A 20,469-nucleotide genomic window follows, 5' to 3' on the forward strand; every position below is an offset into this window, starting at 1 on the left:
CATCAGCGGCGACGAAGTTAGTGAAGGACATCGAGCCGTTGTCCGCGCCGCAGCGGCGACGGGCAATCGCGACGACAGCGCTGCGGTTGGCCGGTACGGCGGATCTCGGCGCGCTGCTCGCCGAACTGGCTGAGCGCGGCCGCTACGAGCGGATCATCTCAATTCATCTGGCCGCGATCGCCGCCGACCGCGAACACCTTGTCGGCCAGTTGGATTCGGCCGGACAGGAATTCGTTTCGCGCGCGGTCGTCGCCCTGGTCCGGATCGGCGTCGAGCCCGAGGTGCTGGTCGAGCAGTTGCCACGAATGGCGCACCGGACGCGGCGGGTCCTGTATCGCGCGATCGGCCGACGCGGGCGCGATTGCGGTCTGGCCGATGCGCTATTGCCCAGGGTCCGACAGCATTTCGGCGACGCCGAGGCAGCGCGAATACTGCCCTACTGCTCGACGCGCCTGGTCGCCGAGCAGCTGCCCGAACTCGCGTACGCCGCGCCGAACTGGCAGGCATTGAGCCGCAAGCACACCGACGTAGTGCTCAGTTATCTGGAAGATCGCGCCGCCGAAGCAGGCGAGTCCGACTGGCCCGAGCTGTGGCCGCGCATCGCGGCCGGAGCGGACACCTCCGCGATCCGCTACCCGGACCGCCTGCTCGCCCTCGCCGCACAGGCGGTGCGGCACGTGCAGCTCTACGGTCTGGACGCGATCGCGGGCAAGCTGGCTCGGCACGACCCGGCCGCCGTCGTCGCGCTGATCCTGCAGCCGAGCGGGCGCGGCACCGCCCTGGCCGGACGCGCGCTGTTCACCGCATTGCGCGAGCTCCCCGACGATCAACTGGTCGCCGTGGGCGCGGCGTATTCCGGATATCAGCGGCGGCGGTTCCTCGCCACGCTCGCGCCGGTACGGCGCACCGAGCTGGTGCGACGGGTGTTCATCCGGCCCGGTGTCGATGCCGCGCAGGTCGACCTCGACGCACTCGACAGTCTATTACGGCAAGAGCGTGCCGCGCTTGCCCGTGAATTGCTCGCCCGCCGAGGCGGATCCGACGATCGGCTCGTCCGTGAGCGGCTGATCGCCCGGCTCGACTGGGCGGATGCCGAACCGGTACTGCGCGAGAGCATCCGGCGCCCGACCGCCGACGAGCGCGCGGAAGCGTATCCGCTGCTGGTGATCGCGGCCATCGGTACCCGCGACCCCGCGGTGGTCGGCGCGCTGCTCGATTCGCTGCGCCGACTCCGCAATGAACAAGACCCGGTACGACGCAATGCTTTACAGGCGGTCAACCAGATCCCGCCGAGCCTCCTGCGTACCGAACACCTGCCCGCACTGGAAATCCTGAGCACCGACGCGCTGCAAGCCCGCGATCGGTCGTCCATGACCACCGGCGCGGTCGGCGTCATTGCCCGCACGCTGCTGGTGCACGGTGCCCGCGCCGATGATCCGGCCTTTACCGGGTCGGCTTTGCGGTTGATCGAAAGCCTTGCGGCACATTCCAGTTCGCTGCCGCTCTGGGACCTGGACCGCGACCTGCCGCACGGCGCGGAACATCGGCTGTTCGCGGCACTGCGCCATCGACTGGAAGGCGATGCGGCGCGGGACCAATGGGGCCTCACGCTAGGCCTGGCCCACGGCCTGAACCGGCGCGCCTGGAACGTCGCTGCCCTGCAACAGTTGCTCCTGCGGGCCTGCGGCGCACGCGACGACTCGGTAATCCGCGGCGCGGTGGACCTGGCGTTGACCAACCCGGCCACCCGCGACGACAACCTGGCCACGCTGCTGAACCGGGACCGATCCCTCATCTCGCTACCGAGGGTGCAGCACCTGATCGCCACCCGCCGAACGGATCTGCTCGACACGGTGCTCGGCGCTGCGACACCAGGGCGTTTCCTCGCGCCGAAAGTGCGTCTGGTTCCCGACTTCACGGACGGCTTCCACGGCTGGACCCCGCGGCAGGTCGAGCTGTACGCCAGGTCGCTCGCCGCACTCGTGGGGTCCAAGGAATCCTCGCCGTGGGAGAAAGCCTGGGCGGTGCGGCGATTGGGTCGCCTGCCCGGCAGCTTCGCGCGTCTCGTCGGCTATACCGATCATCCCGAGCTCACGGTGGCCGAGGCGGCGCTCACCGCGCTCGGCCGCAGCGAGGAAGCCGAGGCCGCCATCGGCGTGCTCGGTCGGTTCGTGGATTCCGATCGGGCGCGAGTCGCGGTGAGTGGCATCGCTTCCCGCGCCATGAGCATTGCCCCGGATCGTCTCGCGGTCACCCTCACCCCACTGGTGGACTCACCGAAGATCACCTCGCTGAAGGAGGGAGTCCGACTACTCGCGGCGCTGCACGCGCCGGAGGCGATGGCGTCGGTTCGCGCGATCTGGGATCGCCCGGATCAGCATCGCGACGTCAAACGCGCGGTCGTCTTCGCCTGTCGCTGGCTGCTGGCGCACGAGGATGCCTGGCAGATCTTGGCCGAGGCGGCACACGACCCGGCGGTGGCGGGCGAGACACTGAATCTCGCGCCCGCGCTGCTGCCGATTCCGCAGCGGCGCAGGATGGCCGAGCTGGTGCGGGACATGGCGGGCGGCGCCGATGTGCAACTCGCGACTCAGGCGATGCGGGTGCTGGGTGGGTGGCATCGCTGGGCTCCCGCCGATACCGGCGACCTGGTGGTGCGCAGGCTCGCCGACCTCGGCGAGGCGGGACTGTGGCGACAAGCGGCGCAGGTGCTCGTCGGCGGCGGCTTCCTGGCGGCGATTCCGGCGGCGGTAGATCGTCTGCTCGCCGCCAAGGACGTCGTCATTTCCGGCCGTGATCTTCCTGCTCGGCAACGGCTCTCGACGCTGCTCGGCAATCTCGGCGGCGCGGCCGGACGATCGGATGCGGCGCGTGCGACCGCCGTCGCCGTTGCCGACCGACTGGCGGGCGAACCGCAGTGGCGGCGGTTTGCGATAGATCTGCTGCTGGCCCAGAACCGTTGGGCCGATGCCGCGGCGAGTGCGCGATCGATTCGGCAGGCATGTGGTCTCGCCAAGGGTGCCCTGGTGCTCTACCCGGCCGAACAACTGGGGATCCAGCTGGGGCGCACCGTGCGGATGGTTGATGGCGACACCGTGTCGACAATCGCCAACGACCTCGCCGCCGAGGTGGACACCGCGACAGCGCTGGCCGCCGTGGCACTGATCGCTCAGGGCGGCGGTCACTTCGGCTGGACGCCAACCTGGGTGGCCCTGCTCGCCCGAATGCGGACGCATGAGCAGCACGATGTCCGTACGGCTGCGCACGAAATCTTCACTGCTGCTGAATAATTGGAACGCCGAACAGACTCCCCAGCGGGCGTGCCGCGCCAGTCGACCACGCGGCACGCCGGGCGGGGCGCCCCGTTGCGCCCGCCGTCACTGTGCCGGCGACGTGATCGTCCAGATGGAGCCACTGGTCGGATGACTACGCCTGGGACGTCGCCTATCGGGCAAGTGACGCTACCGGGGCAGTGTCACTATCGCGGTGGAATCCGTCGTTCGAGAGGATCATTGTTCCGGCAATCGGCGGCGGCCACCGGCCACGTCGGTTACCAAATCAGTGTACCCATCAACAAGTTCTGCCAGGTGGTACCAGTGTTTATGGGTATTGTCACTGCGCACACCCTCGACGTCGATCGCTTGGTTCGCGTCCACCCAGCTACGCGCCATTCGGTCCACCACCGCACCGAGGCTTTCCGTATGCAGCAACGCACCGTTGCGATGTTGCGGTATCTCCTTGCCGATCCAGTCATTGATATCGTCGACGAGTTCACTTCGGCGGCAGTCGATTTCCACGATCAGCGCGGCGTCGCGCACCTGCTGCCTGCGCGCGTGCAGTTCGGCGAGCGCATGCGCGGACCGCAGCATTTCCCGATCTTGGAAACGACGTCCTTGAAAGGCACACAATAATTGCGGAGCTGTCGGCAGCACACCTATCGTTGGCGCGCTCATCGCCAGACCCCGAGTTCACCCGACACCAACGCGCTTTGTAGCAACATAATTGGCTCTCGATTCGGTTATCCCGGTCATCGGATCGGTTGTTCACAACTAAGCTAGCTGGATCATGCTCTTACAGATGCAAGAACGCAAGAGTGCGTCTGCATTGCTGCGAGCCCTGCGTTCGGACATCGCGTGAGCGGCCTCTCCCCCAGTTGGACAACAGGTTCTACGCCGCATGAGCGGGAGTGTCGCCGATGATCTAGGGCGATCCGGAATGCTGGATTCGCCCGCGCGATCGTGCACGTAGCGGGCCTGCGATCAGTGGCCACCGCGAATCCTGGTGAGCACTCAACAGCGCTAGCAGAGGTGGCCAGTCGGTTGCTCGCTATCACCACTGCCTTCGGTTTTCGCCCAGCACACGTGTCAAGACCGGTTACGTCCTGCGCCGGAGGATGTTCAGCGCATTCGAGTGAACGTGGCGTAGTGATCACCGGTGTACCACGCGGACCTGTCACTTCCGGTGACGATGCGTTCGGCATCACGGGTCTGCCCGGGCTTCTTGATATTGACGTCCCACTCTTGATAAGTGATCGGCCTTCCCGCCCCATCGGTGCGCGGCAACGTCCCCTCACGATTCGACCAGGTACCACCGCCTTTGGTGCCCGAGCCGTCATTCGGCGGCCACGTGCCCGCATCGATCCTGGCGAGTGTGTCCCAGGCCCGTTGCGGGACAGCGGCCCCGAGCAGCGTGATCGATTCCGTCTGCACGGGCCGCACATGCTGCTCCTGCGTCCCCGTCGACAGCCCGAACACCAACGTCAAGGCCGCCGCCACTACGGCGAGGAGGTGCACTAGTCGCTTCGCTGTCGATCCCGCCCCAGTCATGACGGTGAACCTACGTGCCCAAACCGAATTCCAGGTTTCGCCAGGTTTCGACTCCGTGAAGGATTGGTGCCGGACAAACACTTTCGCCGGTGCTTACCCCGACTGATTTCCGGGCCGCCGCGTCGCCTAGGCCCCGCGCTCGGACTGCCGGTATCGGAGGAGCTGGTCGAGCTGGTCCGCGACTCGCTCGAGCGGGGTTATCGAACGCGCGGCGATGCACATGACGACCGCGCCTTCGATGGCGGCGACCGCGGTGGTCGCCAGGGACGCCGCCATCGGGGCATCGAAACCCTCGGCGGTCAACTGCTCGGCGATCAGCGTCTCCCAACGGGCGAAGACCTCGGCGGCGATGGCCGGTGCCGCGGGCACCTCCGATCCCGACAGTGCCGCCGCGACCACCGGGCAGCCGGCGGTGAAGTCGGCGGCGACCAGCGTGTCTTTCCACATCTGCACGAAGGCGGCGAGCCGAGCCGCCGACGTGCCGGACCCCTCGGTCGCGGTGATGGCCGCGGCCATTACCTCGCCCGCTGTCCTCGTCGCTTCCTCGATCAGCTGCTGCTTGCCGCGCGGAAAGTTCTGATAGACGGAGCGGCGGGCGGTGTTGCTGTGCGCGAGGAGTTCGGTCATGCCGGTGCCCGCGACGCCGTGTCGGCGAATCAGATCAATGGCACCCATGATGAGCCGCTCACGGGGACGCATCGTCATGGTCGCACCTTACCCATCCCTCTCTTGCGGTAGACCGATCATGCTACTACATTGGGTCACCCGTAACTCTTCGTAACAGGAAAATTCAGCTGATCAGCGTGGCACGACCAAGGAGGACACATGACCGCTCTCGTCGGGCAGGATTCGACGGCCACCGACCGCACGTTCGATGCGATCGTCGTCGGCTCGGGAATGGGCGGCATGACCGCCGCGGCGTACTTGGCGGCGGCGGGCAAACGCACCCTGGTGCTCGAGGCCTACGACGTGATCGGCGGCTGCACGCATGCCTTCCGGCGCGCGGGGAAGTGGGAATTCGATGTCGGGGTGCACTACCTGGGTGACTGCGGGCCGAACGGGCAGATCCCGACCATCCTGCGCGGCGTCGGACTGGACAAGAAGATCGAGTTCCGGCCGCTTGACCCCAACGGTTTCGACACCATCGTCTTTCCCGACCTGACTCTGAAGATCCCGCGCGGCTGGGACAACTATCAGCACAACCTGATCGAGGCGTTTCCCGCCGAAGCACGAAAGATCCGCAGGGTGGTCGCCATTCTGCGGCGGATCGGTACGAGCATCGATCACAGCCGCACCCCGGCCTCGCTGCTCGGTAACGCGAAGTTCTTGCTCGCGGCCGGAATTCACGCGCCGTGGGCGATGGTTCCGCTGACGCAGTTGCTGAACGCGCATCGGCTCACCTCCGGACTCAAAGCCGCGATGTCGGTGCAGTACGGCACCTACGCCAGCCCGCCGCATCGGACCCCGGTCGCCGTGCACGCCTTCATGCTGCAGAACTTCCTCAGCGACGGCGCCTGGTTCCCCAAGGGCGGCGGACAGGTGCTCTCCGCCCGGCTCGGCGAGGTGGTCGTCGCCAACGGCGGGCAGATCCGGACGCGGTCGGCGGTGCGGCGAATCCTGGTGGCAGACAAGACGGTAACCGGCGTAGAGCTCGACGACGGCAGCCGATTCACCGCCCCGATCGTGGTCTCCAACGCCGACATCAAGAAGACCTACCTGGAGCTGGTAGGTCGAAAGCACCTGCGCGCCACCACCATCGCCCGGGCCCAACGGTTGCGGATGTCGCAGTCGTTCTTCAACTGCTACCTCGGCGTCGACATCGACCTGAGCACCCGGATCGACAACACCAACTTCTACTCGGTGCCGACCGCCGAAGATGTCACCTCGCTATTCCAGGATCTGGCCGAGAACAAGGCGGGCTACACCAAGGACGAGCGCATCGAGCAGGCGCGAAAGAGGTTGCCCGCGTACGTCAGCGTGACCACGACCAAGGACCCCGACAACCCGCACGGCGCCCCGGCCGGTTCCTCGGTGCTCGAGGTGATGACGCTCGCGCCCGCCGAACCGGAATTCTGGGGCTTGGCCGAGTGGCCCGCCGTCGGCGACGACAGCTACCAGCGCAACCCCGAATACCTCCGAATGAAGGAGGGGTTCATCGAGCTCATGATCGCGCGAGTCGCCGAGGTCATCCCCGGCATCGAGGAGCATATCGTGTGGCGCGAGGGAGCCACCCCGCTGACCCAGCACCGCTACACCCGTTCCAGCAGCGGCACCCCGTACGGCCTCGAAATGTCCATCACCCAATTCGGGCCATTCCGTCCGGGCGTGCGCACCGAAATCAGCGGCCTGTTCCTGTGTGGCGCGAGCACCGCGTGGGGTCCCGCCGTCGAGAGCGCGATGCTGTCCGGCCTGCACGCCGCGGGTGCGGCGTGTGGGCGCGACCTGGACCAGGAGATCCGCGCCGGTCACGTCCTCGGCCTCGTCGACGACAGCGAAGACCCCGCGGGCTGGGAGCCGCTCGCGGCAGCCAAAAAGCTCGCCGTTCGCACCGCCCGTCTTGCCGCTCGATCCTGAACGCCCTACCCGCGCACCGCCCTTTACATCTTCCGTAATAGCCGCGGCTGAACCGAAAACCTTGGACCTCAGGGCGATCGCAAGCGGTAGGCTCTGGCCTACGAACACACCGAAAGGGGTGTTGTCATGGCAGGTAAGCGCACCGTCCTGACCGTTCGGCTGCGCCGGTTGGCGGCGATGCTGCAAGAGATGCGCGAGAATGCCGAACTCAGCAAGGAAGAAGTGAGTTCGAAGACCGGCATCAATGTCACCACGCTGTATCGGATCGAGACCGCGCAGGCTCGGCCGCAGCGGCGCACCCTGCAGGCGATGCTCGATCTATACGGCGTGACCGAGGAGAAGCGCGAAGACGCCATCGAGTTGCTGTCGGACGCGCTCAAGCCCGGAATGTCGCGGGCGTACGAGGGCAGCGTCTCGGAGGTGTACGCGGCGTATATCAATTTCGAGGCCGAGGCGCTGTCCGCGCGGCACTACCAGACCTCCACCATCCCGGGGCTACTCCAGACCATGGAATACGCGACGGCGGTCATCGACACCTCGATGCCGAAGGTGGAGGCATCGGTCATGGAGGACCGGGCACGCGCCAGGATGGATCGCGCCGCCAACCTGACCAAGGACGACCCGCTCGAGCTGTGGGTGGTGATGGACGAGGCGGCCATCCGGCGCACCGTCGGCGGACCCGCCGTCATGCGCGGTCAACTGGATCGGCTGCTCCAGGAAACCAAGCGCAAGAACGTGATCCTGCAGATCTTGCCGTTCGACGCGGGCGCCCATCCCGGCATGGCCGGCTCGTTCACGCTGTTGGACTTCCCCGACCCGGCCGACCCGGAACTGGTGTACGTGGAGGGCATCGCCGGCGATGAACTGATCGAGGGACATCCCGAGATCCGGCGCTTCGGCGTCATCTTCGACCAGTTGCGCGCCATGGCGCTGAGCCCGCGCGATTCCGCGGCGATGATCACCGACGCCGCCGCCCGGATGGGTTAACGCCGGCTGGCCCGCCGGTAGCCGACCGCGGCGGGCACCGCGAACACCACGATCGCACCGACCGACCACGCCACCGTGGCCAGGAGTGCGGTGCGGACCGGCCCGCCGAGCGACAGCCCGCGCATGGCGTCGATCGCGTAGGTCATCGGCTGGTGCGCGACGATCGGCTGGGCCCAACGGGGATACGCGGTCAACGGGACGAAGCCGGTGCTGAAGAACATCATGATCGACGACCCCAGCGAAACCGCTTCCACCAGAGCCGCTTTCGCACTGAACACCGCGACCGCCGTGACCAGCGTCGCGAAGCCGAGCCCATACAGTAGCGGCACACCGAACAGCGCGATCCCGGCGAGCACGCCCTGTTCGAACCGAAAGCCGAGCAGCACGCCCACCGCGAACAACACGGTGGTGCACAACAGAATTCGGGCCCCTTCGGCGAGGATCCGCGAGGCAAGGCCGGACGCGCGATGCACCGGCAGCACCCACAACCGGGCCAGCAGACCCTGATCGCGCTCCCGCCCCAGGGTGATCGCACTGGCCAGCGACCCCGACATCACGCCGACCAGTGCCACCATCGGCACCGAGCCATAGAGCGCACTCGCTCCGGAGAACGTCGAAACCTGCTTGCCGAGCACGGTATTCAGCACGATCAGGAGCAAGGCCGGGAACACCAGCGATTGCACCAGCGTCAACGGGTCACGCCACCACCGCAGTAGCAGCCGCCGGGTCTGAATGACGGTCTGCGGCAGGAACAACCGCCAGGTCTCGGTCCGGCCGCGCACGATCGGCAGATCGGCGGCCGCGGCACGGGTGTCCGTCGTGGTCATGCCGACCTCCGTGTGGCCACCACTACGCCGAGTGCGCCGAACACCACGAGTATCCCCACCGCCCAGGCCAAGCCGGGTCCGAGGACCGACCAGCCGACGACTCCCGCGTTGCCGCTGGAATCACCGGCCAGCGCGCGCAACCCGTAGACGAACTGCGACACCGGCTGGTTGCGGGCGAACAACTGGAGCCAGGACGGGAATTGGTGCGCGGGCGCGATACCGGTGGACACCAAGCCGAGGATCAGCTGCGGGAAGATCAACACCTGGGTGATCGCCTCGGGATTCTTGGCGAGACTGCCGATCAGGTCCGCGCCGAGACACAATGCCAACGCCACCAGCAGCGAGAACGCCAGGAATCCGACCGTGTCCCACCAACTTCCGTAGAACTCGACGCCGATCACCAGGCCGCACACCACCGCGACAGCCAGCGCGATCACGGCGCGGTACATGGCGGCGGTGATTCGCGCCGCCAACGGCACCGCCGCGGGCATCGGCAGCGAACCGAATCGCACGGTGAGCCCGTCCTCGGCGTCGCTGGCCGCGCGAAACGCGGCGGACGTCGCGCAGAAGGCCACCGCCTGCATCACGATCATCGGCATGAGGAATTGTGCGTAACTGCTGAGCCCGTGCCCGTATCCGCTCATCACCAGATTGAGCGGCACGTAAAAGCCCAGGGTGAACACGGTAGGCGCGACCACGGCGGTCACCAGTTCGCCGTTGCGCCACGACGGCCGGATCAGGCGGCAGGTCAGCACCCACCATTGGGCGACCACCCCGATCCTCGGCCGCGCCGCGACCGTCAGCAGGCTCATCTGCACGCTCTCATCCTGCGGATACCGGCGCCGGTTTGCCGGGAACCGGCAGTTGTCCGCATGTCGCCCGCGGTGGTCGTAGGAGATACCGCTCCAGCGGGCTATTCGGTTCATCGAGTCGATGGTTTTCCGCCGAAAGCTAAGGTCGGTGGACTATTTTCAGAGAGATTCGGGTACTTCATCCGTCTGCCGCGAAATCTCTAGGGAGGGGAGCTCCATGGCCGACGTCACCGCACAGCGGGAAGCGGAGCCGGAGCTGAAGCGGGTGATGGGCCCGTGGCTGCTGCTGTTGTTCGTGGTCGGCGACATCCTCGGCTCCTCGATCTACGCGCTCACCGGCAAGGTGGCCAACGAGGTCGGCGGCGCGGTGTGGGTGCCGTTCGTCGTCTCGTTCCTGGTCGCGCTGGTGACCGCGATGAGTTACCTGGAACTGGTCACCAAATACCCGCACGCGGCGGGCGCCGCGCTGTACACGCACAAGGCCTTCGGCATCCAGTTCCTCACCTTCATGGTGGCGTTCGCGGTGATGAGTTCCGGGATCACCTCGGCATCGACCGCATCCCGCGCCTTCGCGGCCAACTTCGGCAAGGCCTTCGACTTCGATATCGGCACCGGCGTCACGGTCACGGTGATCGCGCTGGCGTTCATGGCGGTGGTCGCGGCGATCAATCTGCGTGGCGTCAGCGAGGGCGTGAAGCTGAACGTGCTGCTCACCTGTGTCGAGCTGACCGGTCTGCTGATCGTCATCGGAATCGGCTGCTGGGCACTAGGCGTCGGCGACGGCGATTTCAGCCGAGTCGTCGAGTTCGACACCGGCGACCGGACCGCCGTCGGCGGTGTCATCGCCGCCACCACGCTGGCCTTCTACGCGATGGTCGGCTTCGAGGACTCGGTCAATATGGCCGAGGAATGCAAACAGCCAAGCCGGATCTTCCCGAAGGTGCTGCTGGCCGGGCTCGCCATCACCGCACTCGTCTACGTGCTGGTATCGATCACCGCGATAGCGCTCGTGCCGGTCGCCCAGCTCAGCCAGGGCGACACACCGCTGCTGCAGGTGGTGCAGGTGGGCTGGCCCGCGTTCCCGACGCATGTCTTCGCGTACATCAGCATGATCGCCGTCGCCAACACCGCACTGATCAACATGCTGATGGCAAGTCGCCTGCTCTACGGCATGGCCAGGCAGGGCGTGGTACCGCGGATACTCGGGCGGGTCCATGCCGGTCGGCGCACGCCGTATGTCGCGATCCTGTTCACCACGCTGCTCGCGCTGGGTCTGATCGCCATCGTCAGCGAGGTTCCCGAACTCGGCGGCACCACCGCGCTGCTGCTGCTCGCGGTGTTCACCATCGTGAATGTCACCGTCCTGGTGCTGCGCCGAGATCCCGTGTCGCACGAGCACTTCCGGACGCCGACGGCGCTGCCGGTGATCGGCGCGCTGACGTGCGGTTTCTTGGTGACGCCATGGACCGACCGGAATCCGCAGCAGTACGCCATCGCGGGAATCCTGCTCGCGGTCGGGGTCGTGCTGTGGGGCGTGAATCATCTGGTGATCCGATATCTGCACGCCGAACCCGCCGCCGCGGAGCCGCCGCCCAAGTAGTGGATCTTGTTATCGGGCAGTGCACCAGCTCACGTCGGGTTCGTCCGAATCACTAGGTGACTAGTGGCGGAGTCGTGAGTAATGTGAGCCGAGATGACCAGCATGGAAGCCCGTTTCGGTGACGCGACCCGAACCGTGCCCCTCCCCAACCCGTGGAACCTGACCACCTATCTCGCCGCCGTTGCCGCGCACCGTGGCCGCTCCATCAGCCTGCACACGGCGCCGAAGGCACTGCTGAACGAGATCGGTTGCGGCGGGGGCGGTCTGTGGGTCGCGCGCACCCACGACGACCTCATCATCTACGACGTCGACGCCACCGATCGCAATGCCGACCACATCATCCTGCACGAGGTGGGGCACATGCTGCTCGGTCATGGCACCCAGGAAGCGGATCGCAGCGCACCGATCCCGCCGATGCTGGCCGTGCTGCTGCCCTCGATTTCGCCGCAGTCGATCAAACATGTGCTGGGGCGCAGTGAATTCGGCGTCGAACGGGAGCGCGAGGCGGAGGTGTTCGCCGATATGACGATGGTCTACGCGACCTTGCCGCGACGCCGGAGTCGGTCGTTTCGGCTGTTCGGGCGCGGGAAGTAGTCACCAGCTGTCGTACGGGTCGTCGGGTAATCGCCGGATGCCGATGCGTAAGTCGTCGATGAGGTCCTGGTAGCCGTCGGCCATCTCCTCGATCTGCACCCAGGCGTCGTAAAAGACGGGCTCCGGGGCGTGTGCCAGCGCGGCGAACGCCTGCGCGGTCATTCCGGCGAGCCGATCCACCATTCTGCCGACGGTTTCGGCGTGTTCGGGTGCGGCGACCTCCGGGACCGGCGTCGCCAGCGTCACCCAGCGATCGATCGTGCGCACCAGCTGGATGCGCCGCCGATCGATCTTGGCCGACTCGGTGGCCGGTGTGCGCTCCCGAGCCAGGTGCAGCTGAGCCAGTTCGCCCGCGGCCTCCAGCATCGGATGGTCGGCGTGCGGGAAGCCACGGAAGGCGGCCAGCAGCAAGTCTTTTCCGGGGATCGTGCGGTCGTTGCCCGGATAGGTCATCTCAGCGCCCCCGCATGGTGGCGCGTCGGCACGACCCCAAACGTCCCGGTCCTCGGACGGTGCCGCGTACCGCACCGTTGCCGCAGCACATTCCGCACCTGGCACACAACGATAGCGTGAACGAGACTTCCCCCCTCCACGTCGATTTCACCCACTTCCGTTCATCCAACACGCCCTCGATCGCCGCCTCCCCACCAGCCCGCCGTTGCGTCCATTCGGCTAGGGCAAACGTTGAGTGACCACACCTTAATGCGCCACTCGGAACGGATAACCTGCGGCTATACCCAACCGAGGCAGCGCAGCGATCGATCCCGGCGAGTAGGGCAATCGGCGCGAGGTCGCCGCGGCCGCGGCGACCTCGTCGGCTATACCGGGATGGAACTGTCCGCGAGCAGATAGTCCGGGCCGCCGACGTAGACGGTGTGACCGGATTCGACCGGACCGCTGGTGGCGTCGGCTACCGCGGTGGCGAATTCGGTGATGGTCGGCAGGGCGGCGTGGTCGCGGCGGGCAGCCACCGCGTCCGGGTTCCGGCGTTCGAGGAGCTGGACGATGATCGTGCCGTCGATCATGTCGCCGGAGACGATGTGCAGGGGAATGTTTCGCGCCGTGAGTTCCGGGATCATCGCACGGAGGGCGTCTTCACCTGCGCGTTTGCTCGCCGCGATGGGTTCGTACTCGGCGGGGACCGGTTTGCGGCCGTGGAAGTGGGCCTGGTGGCTGGTGACGAAGACGATGCGAGCACCGGAAGGCATGTGCGGCAAGCACAGTCGGACCAGGCGGGTCTGGGCGTCCCGGTTGATCGACATGGCGTAGTCGGGGGCGGCGTTGCGTTCCAGGCCGCCGGAAGCGTTGAGGACGAGGACGTCGAGGCGGCCGAATTCCTCGATGATGCCGTCGATGAGCAGGCGCGTGGCGTCGGCATCGGCGATGTCGGCGCCCGCGGTGGACGCGCTGCCACCCGCGGCGCTGATCTCGTCGGCGATTGCTGTGGCGCGCTTCAGCTTTTCGCGGTAGTTGATGATCACGTGATCGCCGCGCGCGGCGAGGATGCGCGCCGTTTCGGCGCCGATGCCGCGGGAGGCACCCGTGATCAGAACGATTCGCTGTCCGGCTGGCTCGCCCACCATTTCCCTCTCGATCGCGGACCAGCGGCCCGGCGGATTGCTTCTAATTCAGAATCACTATGGTAGTTCTAAATGAGAAGTGCAAGCGGAGCGAAGCCGCCCAACGGCCGGGTCGAGCCGGCGAACGCGCCGGTCCTGGCCGCGATGGAGCTACTGGGTCAGCGATGGACGCTGCGCGTGCTGTGGGAGCTGGAACCAGGCAGGCTCGGTTTCCTCGAACTGCGGCGGCGCATGGACAACTGCTCCTCCAGCATGCTTTCGGTGCGCCTGCAGCACCTGCAAAGCGCTGGCCTGATCGTGAAGAACGCCGACAAGTCCTACGAACTCACCACCGCCGGAACAGAACTCGGCACCGCCCTGCACGCCGTCTGGGATTGGTCGCGGCGGTGGGGAGCGGCACTCACCGACCCGAACGACGGAACGGTTTGACCTTCCGCCTACCTGAGACTTCATGATGGCCGGGTGGCCGAGTCCGAAGAGTTCATCACGATAGGCGTGCTGGCGCGGGCCAGTGGGCTCACGGCGAGTGCGCTGCGGTTCTACGACGACTGCGGGCTACTCGTCCCCGCCCGGGTCGATCCGCTCACCGGCTATCGCTATTACACCGAAGGCCAGCGGGAACGTGCCGCACTGATCCGTCGGCTGCGGGCGATCGAGGTACCGCTCGAGTCGATCTCGGACATCCTGTCCGGCGATACCGGACGCGCTGAACGACTGTTGGACGAGCACGTCGACGAGCTGCGGCGCCGGGCAGCGGAGGCCGCGCTCGTTGCCGAGGCAATCAAGCAGACGCTGGGCGCCGAGTCGACGGGCCATCAGGTCGCATTGCCTGCCGCACTGTTGGCGGCGGCGTTCGACCAGGTGCGGGCCGCTGCCGCGGGCAACCGCGAAATACCGGTCCTCGCAGGCATTCTGCTGGAGGCGAGCGCGAATTCGCTGACGCTGACCGCCACCGATCGGTACCGGCTCTCGACCCGGACAGTGGTGTCGCGGAATCGAAACGGTGACGACTGGTCGTTGGTCGTCGACGCGGGCGATCTCGCACCGGTGCTCGACTGGCTCCGGCACCTGGATGAAATCGTTGTGGCACCAACGGATCAGGGTCTACTGTTCGCCGGTGACGGCGTCGAGCGCCGTTGCCGGGTGATCGACGAACCGTTCCCCGACTATCGAGCGGTGCTTTCGGGGCTCGCCCCGGTCCGGACGCGCGTGGTGACGGCCCGCAAGACGTTGCTCGCCCTCCTCGAAAACCACACGACCACAGTGCGGTTCGAGATCGACCGCACCGGTCTCACGGTGTCCGGCGGCAACCGCCGAGAGCACCTGTCCGCCGCGGTCACCGGTTCTGACATCGATCTGTCTTTCGATGTCGCGACGCTGCTCCCCGCGATCCACACCGCGCTGGGCCCAGATCTCATGTTCGACATCTCAGCGGCGGACCAGCCCGTCGTCCTGCGCTCCGCCACCGACGGCGACCTCACCACGCTGGCCATGCCGACCCAACAGACAGATAGGACCACACACGCATGACAGACGACACCATGGCCGCGATCAGCCGCGCGGTAGGACTGGGGCACGAGGGACAACCCGACGCAGCCCGTAACGCCTTGCTCGCGTTGTGGAAATCCCTTGGCCCGCAGGGTGATCCACTACACCGCTGCGCTCTCGCCCACTACCTCGCCGACCTGTACGACGATGCGGCCGAAGCACTCACCTGGGACATCCGCGCCCTCGACGCCGCCGACTCCCTGTCCAACGATCGTGCCCAGCAATACGACTCAGCCCTGGACGTCCGTGGCTTCTACCCGTCCCTGCACCTCAACCTGGCCGACAACTACCGCAGACTGAGCTCCTTCACCGCCGCCCAGCGCGAAATCACCGCCGCCCGAGCCACCTTGCACACCCTCCCTGATTCCCCTTACAGCACCACCATCCGCACCGCGGTCGATGAAGTGGAAACAGCAATCCAAGCCCGCAACCCCCGCCCCAGGCCGTCCGCCCCCACCGGCGGCCGATAATCACCGGCCCAGCGGGACATGGCTGCGTCGACGTGCGAGAGCGTCCTCAGCCAGGTCCCGCTCGGCTGTTGCTGCGGGGCGCCTGGGACGTCCTCGTGTCACCGGCGGCGCAGCGCCGAGCTCACCGGCCTGCGGACACGAACGGCCCGGCACTCTCGAGAGTGCCGGGCCGTCGGCGGGGGGCCTTACTTCAGCCGGAGCTTGCCGAACAGGCCGTCCTTCTCGTCGTCCGGGCCTGCCGTGAAGTACAGCGAGTCGGCGTCACCAAGACTTTCGCCGTTGCCGAACATGAGTGCCCAGAGTCCTTCGATCGCCACCGGCTTACCGTCAGTGTCGCGCAGGTAGTCGACGAACTTGCCGGTGGCGTCATCGAAGGCAAGGACGTAGCCCGCGCCGCCGAAGTTGCCGATCAGCAGCTTGCCGCTGAGCGGGCCGAAGCCTGCGGGGGCGACGGTGACGGCCCAAGGGGCGTTGAAGCGCTGATCGCCGTCGATGACGCGGACCAGCTTGCCCTCGGCGTCGAACTCGGCGACCTTGCCCTTGTCCGGCTTGCCCTTGGCGTCCTGCTCCTGGTCCTTGTCGAGCGAATCCTCTTCGCCGGCATCGAGCTCGGCCGGGTCCGCCTCGTCCGGCTTGGTGGTCGCGTAGGCGACGAACACTCGGTTGCCGACGGTGGACACATTGAACGGGGCGGGATCGCCCGGCTTGACCTTCTTGCCCTTGTCGGGCGCGGCGGGGTCGACCGCGTCGCCGCTGGCGAACGGGTTGGCGAAGCCGGTGGTGGGGATGAGCTGCCAGTTCTTGTCGAGGGTGCGGACCTGCGGGTCCGCGCCGAAGTCGGCGGCGAGCAGCTTGTCACCGGACGGGGTGAGCGCGATGCCGAAGAACTGCATGCCCTGCGGCTCGCCGTCGAACATCAGGTTGGCCGGGCCGTCGTGCCGGACGATCCGGCCGTCGGCGGCCTGCTCGGTCCAGCCGGAAATCTTGCCGGAGTCGGTGGCGAAGATGAACCGTGCCGACCCGGTGAGCAGCTGTTGCGTCCCGTCCACCTCGACCGGTTGATCGCGCACCGCGAACAGGTCCGAGGTGATCGGCGCCGGGTTGAACAGGACACCGGTGGTCTTGCCGATGCTGTTGTCGGAGATGTCGGCGTCGGCGCCGGGGATGGTGACGATCTTCAGCGGATCCTGGAACAGCTTCTGCACCTTCGGGTCCGCCGACGCGGTGACATCGCCGACGAACTGGAACGACTTGCCGCCCGCGCCGACCCAGAAATGTCCGCCCGCGCCCTTCGGCCGGTCGGCCAGGCCCCAGGCGTTCACCATGTCAGGGAAGGTGAACTCGGCCTGGTACTCGGCTTCGTTGGCAGCCAGGTTGGTCTGCGCGTACCGGTTGCCGTCGAGAGCACGGACCTCGTCGTCGGCGGGTTTCGAATTCGAGCAGGCGGCGGCGACCACCAGGGCGGCGCCGAGCACCGATACGCGCAGCAGACCACGTTTCGTCCGCGGCCGCCACGCGCCGGTCAGGCGCGACTCACTCCAGTGTCCGTGCAACGTCTTGTTCCTTTCCGACCAAACCACCGCGCTGACAGTTAGGCGACGCTAACCTTAACCTGTACTGAATTCGTCAGTATGTGAACACCCCGAGAACCAACAGGTTTAGGCTGTGCGCCGTGGTCGAACCCCAACCGCCAATCGCGCCCCATCCCGATATCGCCCCCCTGGCCCCGCTGCTCGGCATCTGGCGCGGCAACGGACACGGCGAATACCCGACCATCCAGCCCTTCGATTACCTGGAGGAAGTCCGGTTCGGCCATCTCGGCCGCCCGTTCCTCACCTATCGGCAGCGCACGCGCGCCGCCGACGACGGCCGCCCCATGCACGCCGAAACCGGATACCTGCGCTGCCCACGCCCGGACCGGGTCGAATTGATCTTGGCGCACCCCACCGGCATCACCGAAATATGTGAAGGCGCACTGAATGTCGCCGACGGCGCCCTGCACATGGAATTCGACTCCACCAGTATCGGCCGCACCAGCACCGCGAAACTCGTTACCGCCCTTGGCCGGACATTTCAATTGAAGGGCGACACCATCGATTACACGTTGCGGATGGCCGCGGTAGGCGAGCCACTGCAACACCATCTCGCCGCCACATTGCGCCGGGCGGAATAGGGCGGGCCCTCGGTTCTCTTTTCGAGAACCCGGCTCTTCGATGGCCGACGATCGTCGGCGAGGACACCGTCGACGATCACTCGTGCACGTCGGAGCGATGGCCGACTGGGTGCCGCCGACCTCGGATTCCCGACCGAATTCCGAAGACCCTCCGCCATCCGGCTGCTGATTCGCAACATTATGTGGCCGAAGACCCCGCCTGGCGTAGTTGTTTCACCATCGTCGAATTCCGTGGAAACGCGAGTTCGGTGGCGCGTAATCTCACCTTCGAGATCATAAAATGTGATCGGCAGCACATTTCTACCGGAATGTGCCATGCCCCACTTGCCCTTGTTCCGTGAATCGATCCCGGTTTACGGTTCGGAAGTCAGCAAACTTCCAGACAACTTCGGGAAGCGACCCCTTCGCGGAGCAGCTAGAACCTTCCCCCGTCGACACCCCTGACCCGAGGGAGCCGAACAATGAAGCGTTCCACCACCATTCTGGCCAGCGTGGCAATCATCCTCGGTGGCGCCGCAACCGCCCAGATCCTCGACGGCGGCGACACCGGCGCTCTGATCATCGAAACCGGCCCCAGCAGCGCGCCGGCCAGCAACCAAGTAGCCGCCTCGCCCGACGGCACCCCTCAGTAACCAGGCGGCAGCGCGGCGACCATGTCACGACTGACCGCGACCGCATTGTCGGAGCTGCCGCCCTTGACGAGCAGCGTCGCGAACGCGATATCTCCGCGATAGCCGACGAACCACGAGTGCGACCCGCCGTCGACCTCGGCCTCGCCCGTCTTGCCGTACACCTCACCCTGATCGGCGATCCGCTCCGCGGTGCCGCCGGTGACCACCCTGCGCATCATCGCCCGCAGCCCATTGATCACCTGCGGCGCGAGGGCGGGCTCCGCTCCATCGACCGCGGTGGTGCGCCCCGCGATCAGATAGGGCACCGGCACCGAACCACGCGCGATGGTGGCCGCCATCAACGCCATCCCGAGCGGACTGACCACCACCTTGCCCTGGCCGATGCCGTCTTCGGTGCGCTGTATCAGCTGGTCCGCAGGCGGCACCGAGCCGGAGAAGGTCGGCAGTCCCGCCACCGTATAACCCGGCCCCACACCGAGTTTCGCGGCGGCCAGGTGTAACGCGTCGCCCGGCAGCCTGCTCGCCACATTGGCGAACGAGGTATTGCAGGACCGCTCGTAAGCCGTGATCATCGGCACGTCACCGACCGTGAACAGGTTGTAGTTGGGAATCGTGCGGTCCCCGATGATGATTCGGCTCGGGCAGGGCAGCACCGTGTCGGGCGTGGCGAGACCGGTCGACATCGCGGCGGCCGCGGTCACCGTCTTGAACACCGAACCCGGCGGGTACTGGCCGATGGTGGCGACCGGGCCGTCCCGATCGGCCGCTTTGTTCTGCGCGATCGCCAGGATCGCGCCGGTGGACGGGCGAAGCACCACCATCATGGTCTGCTCTTCGCGAAGGTCGACGGCGCGTTGCGCGGCATTCTGCACATTGCGATCCACGCTGAGCGAGAACGACGGCGCCGGTTGCGACGGCACCTCCGTGAGCACATCCGTGTCGGCGCCGTTGGCGTTCATGGTGACCACGCTCCAGCCCGCCTTGCCGTCCACTTCGGCGATCACCGTCTTGCGAACCTGAGCGAGCAGGTCGGGCGCGAACGCTCGGTCGGTGGGAACCAGGTCCCACTCCGCGGTCACCACCACGCCGGGCAGACCGATGAGATCGATACTCACCTGGTCGAATTCGTTCTCGCTGAGCAACGCGACGGTGTAGGAACCCCCTGCGGAGGTGGCCGCCTTCAGGATCGATTCGGCGGTGAGCTGCGGATCGAATCGGCTCAGCGCCGCGGCCAGCGCGGTCGCGACCGAGCCGGGGTCGGCCGCGTTCGCCGCGGTGAACGCGACCCGGGAAACCTTGCCCGGCACCAGCACATCGCTGCCCGCCTGCTCGTTCACCCGGGCGCGGGGCGCCGGATTGGATCGCAACGACAACGTCTGGGTGTCACCGAGATTGGGATGGATATTCGACGAGGTCCAGCGGACCATCCAGCGGCCACCGCTGCGACCCATCTGCAGCTGTCCGGTATAGCGCCAGGTCCGATCCTTGGGCAGCCGCCACTCATAGGTGTAATCGACCGTCGCGGTGTCGCCGGTGACCCTGGACGAGCCGATGCGGGCCGTGAGCTTTTCGGCCTGCAACCGGTCCCAGGCGGAACGCAATGCGGCACCGGCTTTTTCGGGCTGATTGGTGAGCTCGGCCGCGGCGGTCAGATCGTGATCCGCGAACGCCTCGACGAAGGCGTCGGCCGCCGGCACCGGGCCCTGCGATCCGTGCGCGCAACCGGCAGCGGACAGCGCGAGCAGCGCGCCGGTCAGCGTGACGAGAAGCGATTTTCTCAGCGGATCAATCCTGGTCGACATCGTCACCGATGGTAGTAGCCAACGCTGAGCAAACCCCTGCGCCG

The 20,469-nt window shown here is 66.7% G+C and carries 19 protein-coding genes; 10 read left to right on the forward strand and 9 right to left on the reverse strand.

The window, feature by feature from the left end; all coding sequences use genetic code 11:
• The first annotated feature begins 20 nt into the window (after window positions 1–20).
• Window positions 21–3,290, forward strand: coding sequence for a hypothetical protein (locus tag KV110_RS29740; protein WP_218470511.1), 3,270 nt, complete (start codon window positions 21–23; stop codon window positions 3,288–3,290).
• 219 nt (window positions 3,291–3,509) lie between these two features.
• Here the strand turns inward: KV110_RS29740 and KV110_RS29745 are convergent, their stop codons facing one another.
• The 3 genes from KV110_RS29745 to KV110_RS29755 all read right to left on the reverse strand — a co-directional run bounded on the left by KV110_RS29745 (window position 3,510) and on the right by KV110_RS29755 (window position 5,531).
• Window positions 3,510–3,869 carry a DUF4254 domain-containing protein gene (locus tag KV110_RS29745; RefSeq protein WP_218479065.1) on the reverse strand — a complete coding sequence of 120 codons (360 nt, stop codon included), beginning with the start codon at window positions 3,867–3,869 and terminating at the stop codon, window positions 3,510–3,512.
• 528 nt (window positions 3,870–4,397) lie between these two features.
• Window positions 4,398–4,826, reverse strand: a complete 429-nt coding sequence (locus tag KV110_RS29750; protein WP_218470512.1) for a guanyl-specific ribonuclease — start codon at window positions 4,824–4,826, stop codon at window positions 4,398–4,400.
• Between the two features lie 126 nt (window positions 4,827–4,952).
• Entirely contained in the window at window positions 4,953–5,531 is a 579-nt protein-coding gene (locus KV110_RS29755; protein WP_246634070.1) for a TetR/AcrR family transcriptional regulator, read from the reverse strand.
• 120 nt (window positions 5,532–5,651) lie between these two features.
• Between KV110_RS29755 and KV110_RS29760 the strand changes: the two genes are divergently transcribed.
• Both KV110_RS29760 and KV110_RS29765 read left to right on the forward strand, forming a co-directional pair.
• Window positions 5,652–7,400 (forward strand): phytoene desaturase family protein, encoded by a 1,749-nt coding sequence (locus KV110_RS29760; RefSeq protein ID WP_218470513.1) that lies wholly within the window; start codon window positions 5,652–5,654, stop codon window positions 7,398–7,400.
• 126 nt (window positions 7,401–7,526) lie between these two features.
• Window positions 7,527–8,387: a helix-turn-helix domain-containing protein gene (locus KV110_RS29765; protein ID WP_218470514.1), complete on the forward strand. Its 861-nt coding sequence runs from the start codon at window positions 7,527–7,529 to the stop codon at window positions 8,385–8,387.
• Here the strand turns inward: KV110_RS29765 and KV110_RS29770 are convergent.
• Together KV110_RS29770 and KV110_RS29775 are read right to left on the reverse strand one after the other, a co-directional pair.
• Window positions 8,384–9,214: an ABC transporter permease gene (locus KV110_RS29770; protein ID WP_218470515.1), complete on the reverse strand. Its 831-nt coding sequence runs from the start codon at window positions 9,212–9,214 to the stop codon at window positions 8,384–8,386. The two genes, KV110_RS29765 and KV110_RS29770, sit on opposite strands and share 4 nt — an antisense overlap.
• Window positions 9,211–10,026: an ABC transporter permease gene (locus KV110_RS29775; protein ID WP_218479068.1), complete on the reverse strand. Its 816-nt coding sequence runs from the start codon at window positions 10,024–10,026 to the stop codon at window positions 9,211–9,213. Before KV110_RS29775 ends, KV110_RS29770 begins: the two co-directional genes overlap by 4 nt.
• A 217-nt stretch (window positions 10,027–10,243) precedes the next feature.
• Here KV110_RS29775 and KV110_RS29780 point away from each other — a divergent pair, with 217 nt between their 5' ends.
• Both KV110_RS29780 and KV110_RS29785 read left to right on the forward strand, forming a co-directional pair.
• Window positions 10,244–11,626, forward strand: a complete 1,383-nt coding sequence (locus KV110_RS29780; protein ID WP_218470516.1) for an APC family permease — start codon at window positions 10,244–10,246, stop codon at window positions 11,624–11,626.
• A gap of 93 nt (window positions 11,627–11,719) precedes the next feature.
• Entirely contained in the window at window positions 11,720–12,220 is a 501-nt protein-coding gene (locus KV110_RS29785; protein ID WP_218470517.1) for a hypothetical protein, read from the forward strand.
• On the opposite strand, the gene KV110_RS29790 is transcribed toward KV110_RS29785, so the two are convergent.
• On the reverse strand, window positions 12,221–12,673 hold the full coding sequence (locus KV110_RS29790; RefSeq protein WP_218470518.1) for a hypothetical protein: 453 nt from the start codon (window positions 12,671–12,673) through the stop codon (window positions 12,221–12,223).
• Window positions 12,674–13,038: 365 nt separating this feature from the next.
• Complete coding sequence (locus KV110_RS29795) at window positions 13,039–13,803, reverse strand: SDR family oxidoreductase (protein WP_218470519.1); 765 nt, start codon at window positions 13,801–13,803, stop codon at window positions 13,039–13,041.
• A gap of 69 nt (window positions 13,804–13,872) precedes the next feature.
• On the opposite strand from KV110_RS29795, the gene KV110_RS29800 reads away from it, so the two are divergent.
• From KV110_RS29800 to KV110_RS29810, 3 genes are read left to right on the forward strand one after another with little or no spacing between them, the layout of a single operon-like run.
• Window positions 13,873–14,229, forward strand: a complete 357-nt coding sequence (locus KV110_RS29800; protein WP_246634071.1) for a winged helix-turn-helix transcriptional regulator — start codon at window positions 13,873–13,875, stop codon at window positions 14,227–14,229.
• A 33-nt stretch (window positions 14,230–14,262) separates the two neighbouring features.
• Window positions 14,263–15,330 (forward strand): DNA polymerase III subunit beta family protein, encoded by a 1,068-nt coding sequence (locus tag KV110_RS29805; RefSeq protein ID WP_218470520.1) that lies wholly within the window; start codon window positions 14,263–14,265, stop codon window positions 15,328–15,330.
• Window positions 15,327–15,818 carry a hypothetical protein gene (locus KV110_RS29810; RefSeq protein ID WP_218470521.1) on the forward strand — a complete coding sequence of 164 codons (492 nt, stop codon included), beginning with the start codon at window positions 15,327–15,329 and terminating at the stop codon, window positions 15,816–15,818. Before KV110_RS29805 ends, KV110_RS29810 begins: the two co-directional genes overlap by 4 nt.
• Window positions 15,819–16,003: 185 nt before the next feature.
• On the opposite strand, the gene KV110_RS29815 is transcribed toward KV110_RS29810, so the two are convergent.
• Window positions 16,004–17,308, reverse strand: a complete 1,305-nt coding sequence (locus KV110_RS29815) for a TIGR03118 family protein (RefSeq protein WP_218479073.1) — start codon at window positions 17,306–17,308, stop codon at window positions 16,004–16,006.
• Window positions 17,309–17,490: 182 nt separating this feature from the next.
• On the opposite strand from KV110_RS29815, the gene KV110_RS29820 reads away from it, so the two are divergent.
• Entirely contained in the window at window positions 17,491–17,991 is a 501-nt protein-coding gene (locus KV110_RS29820; RefSeq protein ID WP_218470522.1) for a peroxynitrite isomerase, read from the forward strand.
• 461 nt (window positions 17,992–18,452) lie between these two features.
• Window positions 18,453–18,623 (forward strand): low affinity iron permease family protein, encoded by a 171-nt coding sequence (locus tag KV110_RS29825; RefSeq protein WP_218470523.1) that lies wholly within the window; start codon window positions 18,453–18,455, stop codon window positions 18,621–18,623.
• Here the strand turns inward: KV110_RS29825 and KV110_RS29830 are convergent.
• Entirely contained in the window at window positions 18,617–20,425 is a 1,809-nt protein-coding gene (locus tag KV110_RS29830; protein WP_218470524.1) for a penicillin-binding transpeptidase domain-containing protein, read from the reverse strand. The two genes, KV110_RS29825 and KV110_RS29830, sit on opposite strands and share 7 nt — an antisense overlap.
• Window positions 20,426–20,469: the final 44 nt, after the last annotated feature.

The organism is Nocardia iowensis (genome assembly GCF_019222765.1).
Classification (GTDB): Bacteria; Actinomycetota; Actinomycetes; order Mycobacteriales; family Mycobacteriaceae; genus Nocardia; species Nocardia iowensis.

Excerpts from the sequence above, each read along its gene's own strand:
- KV110_RS29810 (WP_218470521.1), top strand. The coding sequence starts at position 15,327 with ATGACAGACGACACCATGGCCGCGATCAGCCGCGCGGTAGGACTGGGG.
- KV110_RS29750 (WP_218470512.1), bottom strand. The coding sequence starts at position 4,826 with ATGACTGGGGCGGGATCGACAGCGAAGCGACTAGTGCACCTCCTCGCC.
- KV110_RS29770 (WP_218470515.1), bottom strand. The coding sequence starts at position 9,214 with ATGACCACGACGGACACCCGTGCCGCGGCCGCCGATCTGCCGATCGTG.
- KV110_RS29785 (WP_218470517.1), top strand. The coding sequence starts at position 11,720 with ATGACCAGCATGGAAGCCCGTTTCGGTGACGCGACCCGAACCGTGCCC.
- KV110_RS29760 (WP_218470513.1), top strand. The coding sequence starts at position 5,652 with ATGACCGCTCTCGTCGGGCAGGATTCGACGGCCACCGACCGCACGTTC.
- KV110_RS29775 (WP_218479068.1), bottom strand. The coding sequence starts at position 10,026 with ATGAGCCTGCTGACGGTCGCGGCGCGGCCGAGGATCGGGGTGGTCGCC.
- KV110_RS29825 (WP_218470523.1), top strand. The coding sequence starts at position 18,453 with ATGAAGCGTTCCACCACCATTCTGGCCAGCGTGGCAATCATCCTCGGT.
- KV110_RS29800 (WP_246634071.1), top strand. The coding sequence starts at position 13,873 with ATGAGAAGTGCAAGCGGAGCGAAGCCGCCCAACGGCCGGGTCGAGCCG.
- KV110_RS29745 (WP_218479065.1), bottom strand. The coding sequence starts at position 3,869 with ATGCTGCGGTCCGCGCATGCGCTCGCCGAACTGCACGCGCGCAGGCAG.
- KV110_RS29755 (WP_246634070.1), bottom strand. The coding sequence starts at position 5,531 with ATGACGATGCGTCCCCGTGAGCGGCTCATCATGGGTGCCATTGATCTG.
- KV110_RS29780 (WP_218470516.1), top strand. The coding sequence starts at position 10,244 with ATGGCCGACGTCACCGCACAGCGGGAAGCGGAGCCGGAGCTGAAGCGG.
- KV110_RS29790 (WP_218470518.1), bottom strand. The coding sequence starts at position 12,673 with ATGACCTATCCGGGCAACGACCGCACGATCCCCGGAAAAGACTTGCTG.
- KV110_RS29830 (WP_218470524.1), bottom strand. The coding sequence starts at position 20,425 with ATGTCGACCAGGATTGATCCGCTGAGAAAATCGCTTCTCGTCACGCTG.
- KV110_RS29795 (WP_218470519.1), bottom strand. The coding sequence starts at position 13,803 with ATGGTGGGCGAGCCAGCCGGACAGCGAATCGTTCTGATCACGGGTGCC.
- KV110_RS29765 (WP_218470514.1), top strand. The coding sequence starts at position 7,527 with ATGGCAGGTAAGCGCACCGTCCTGACCGTTCGGCTGCGCCGGTTGGCG.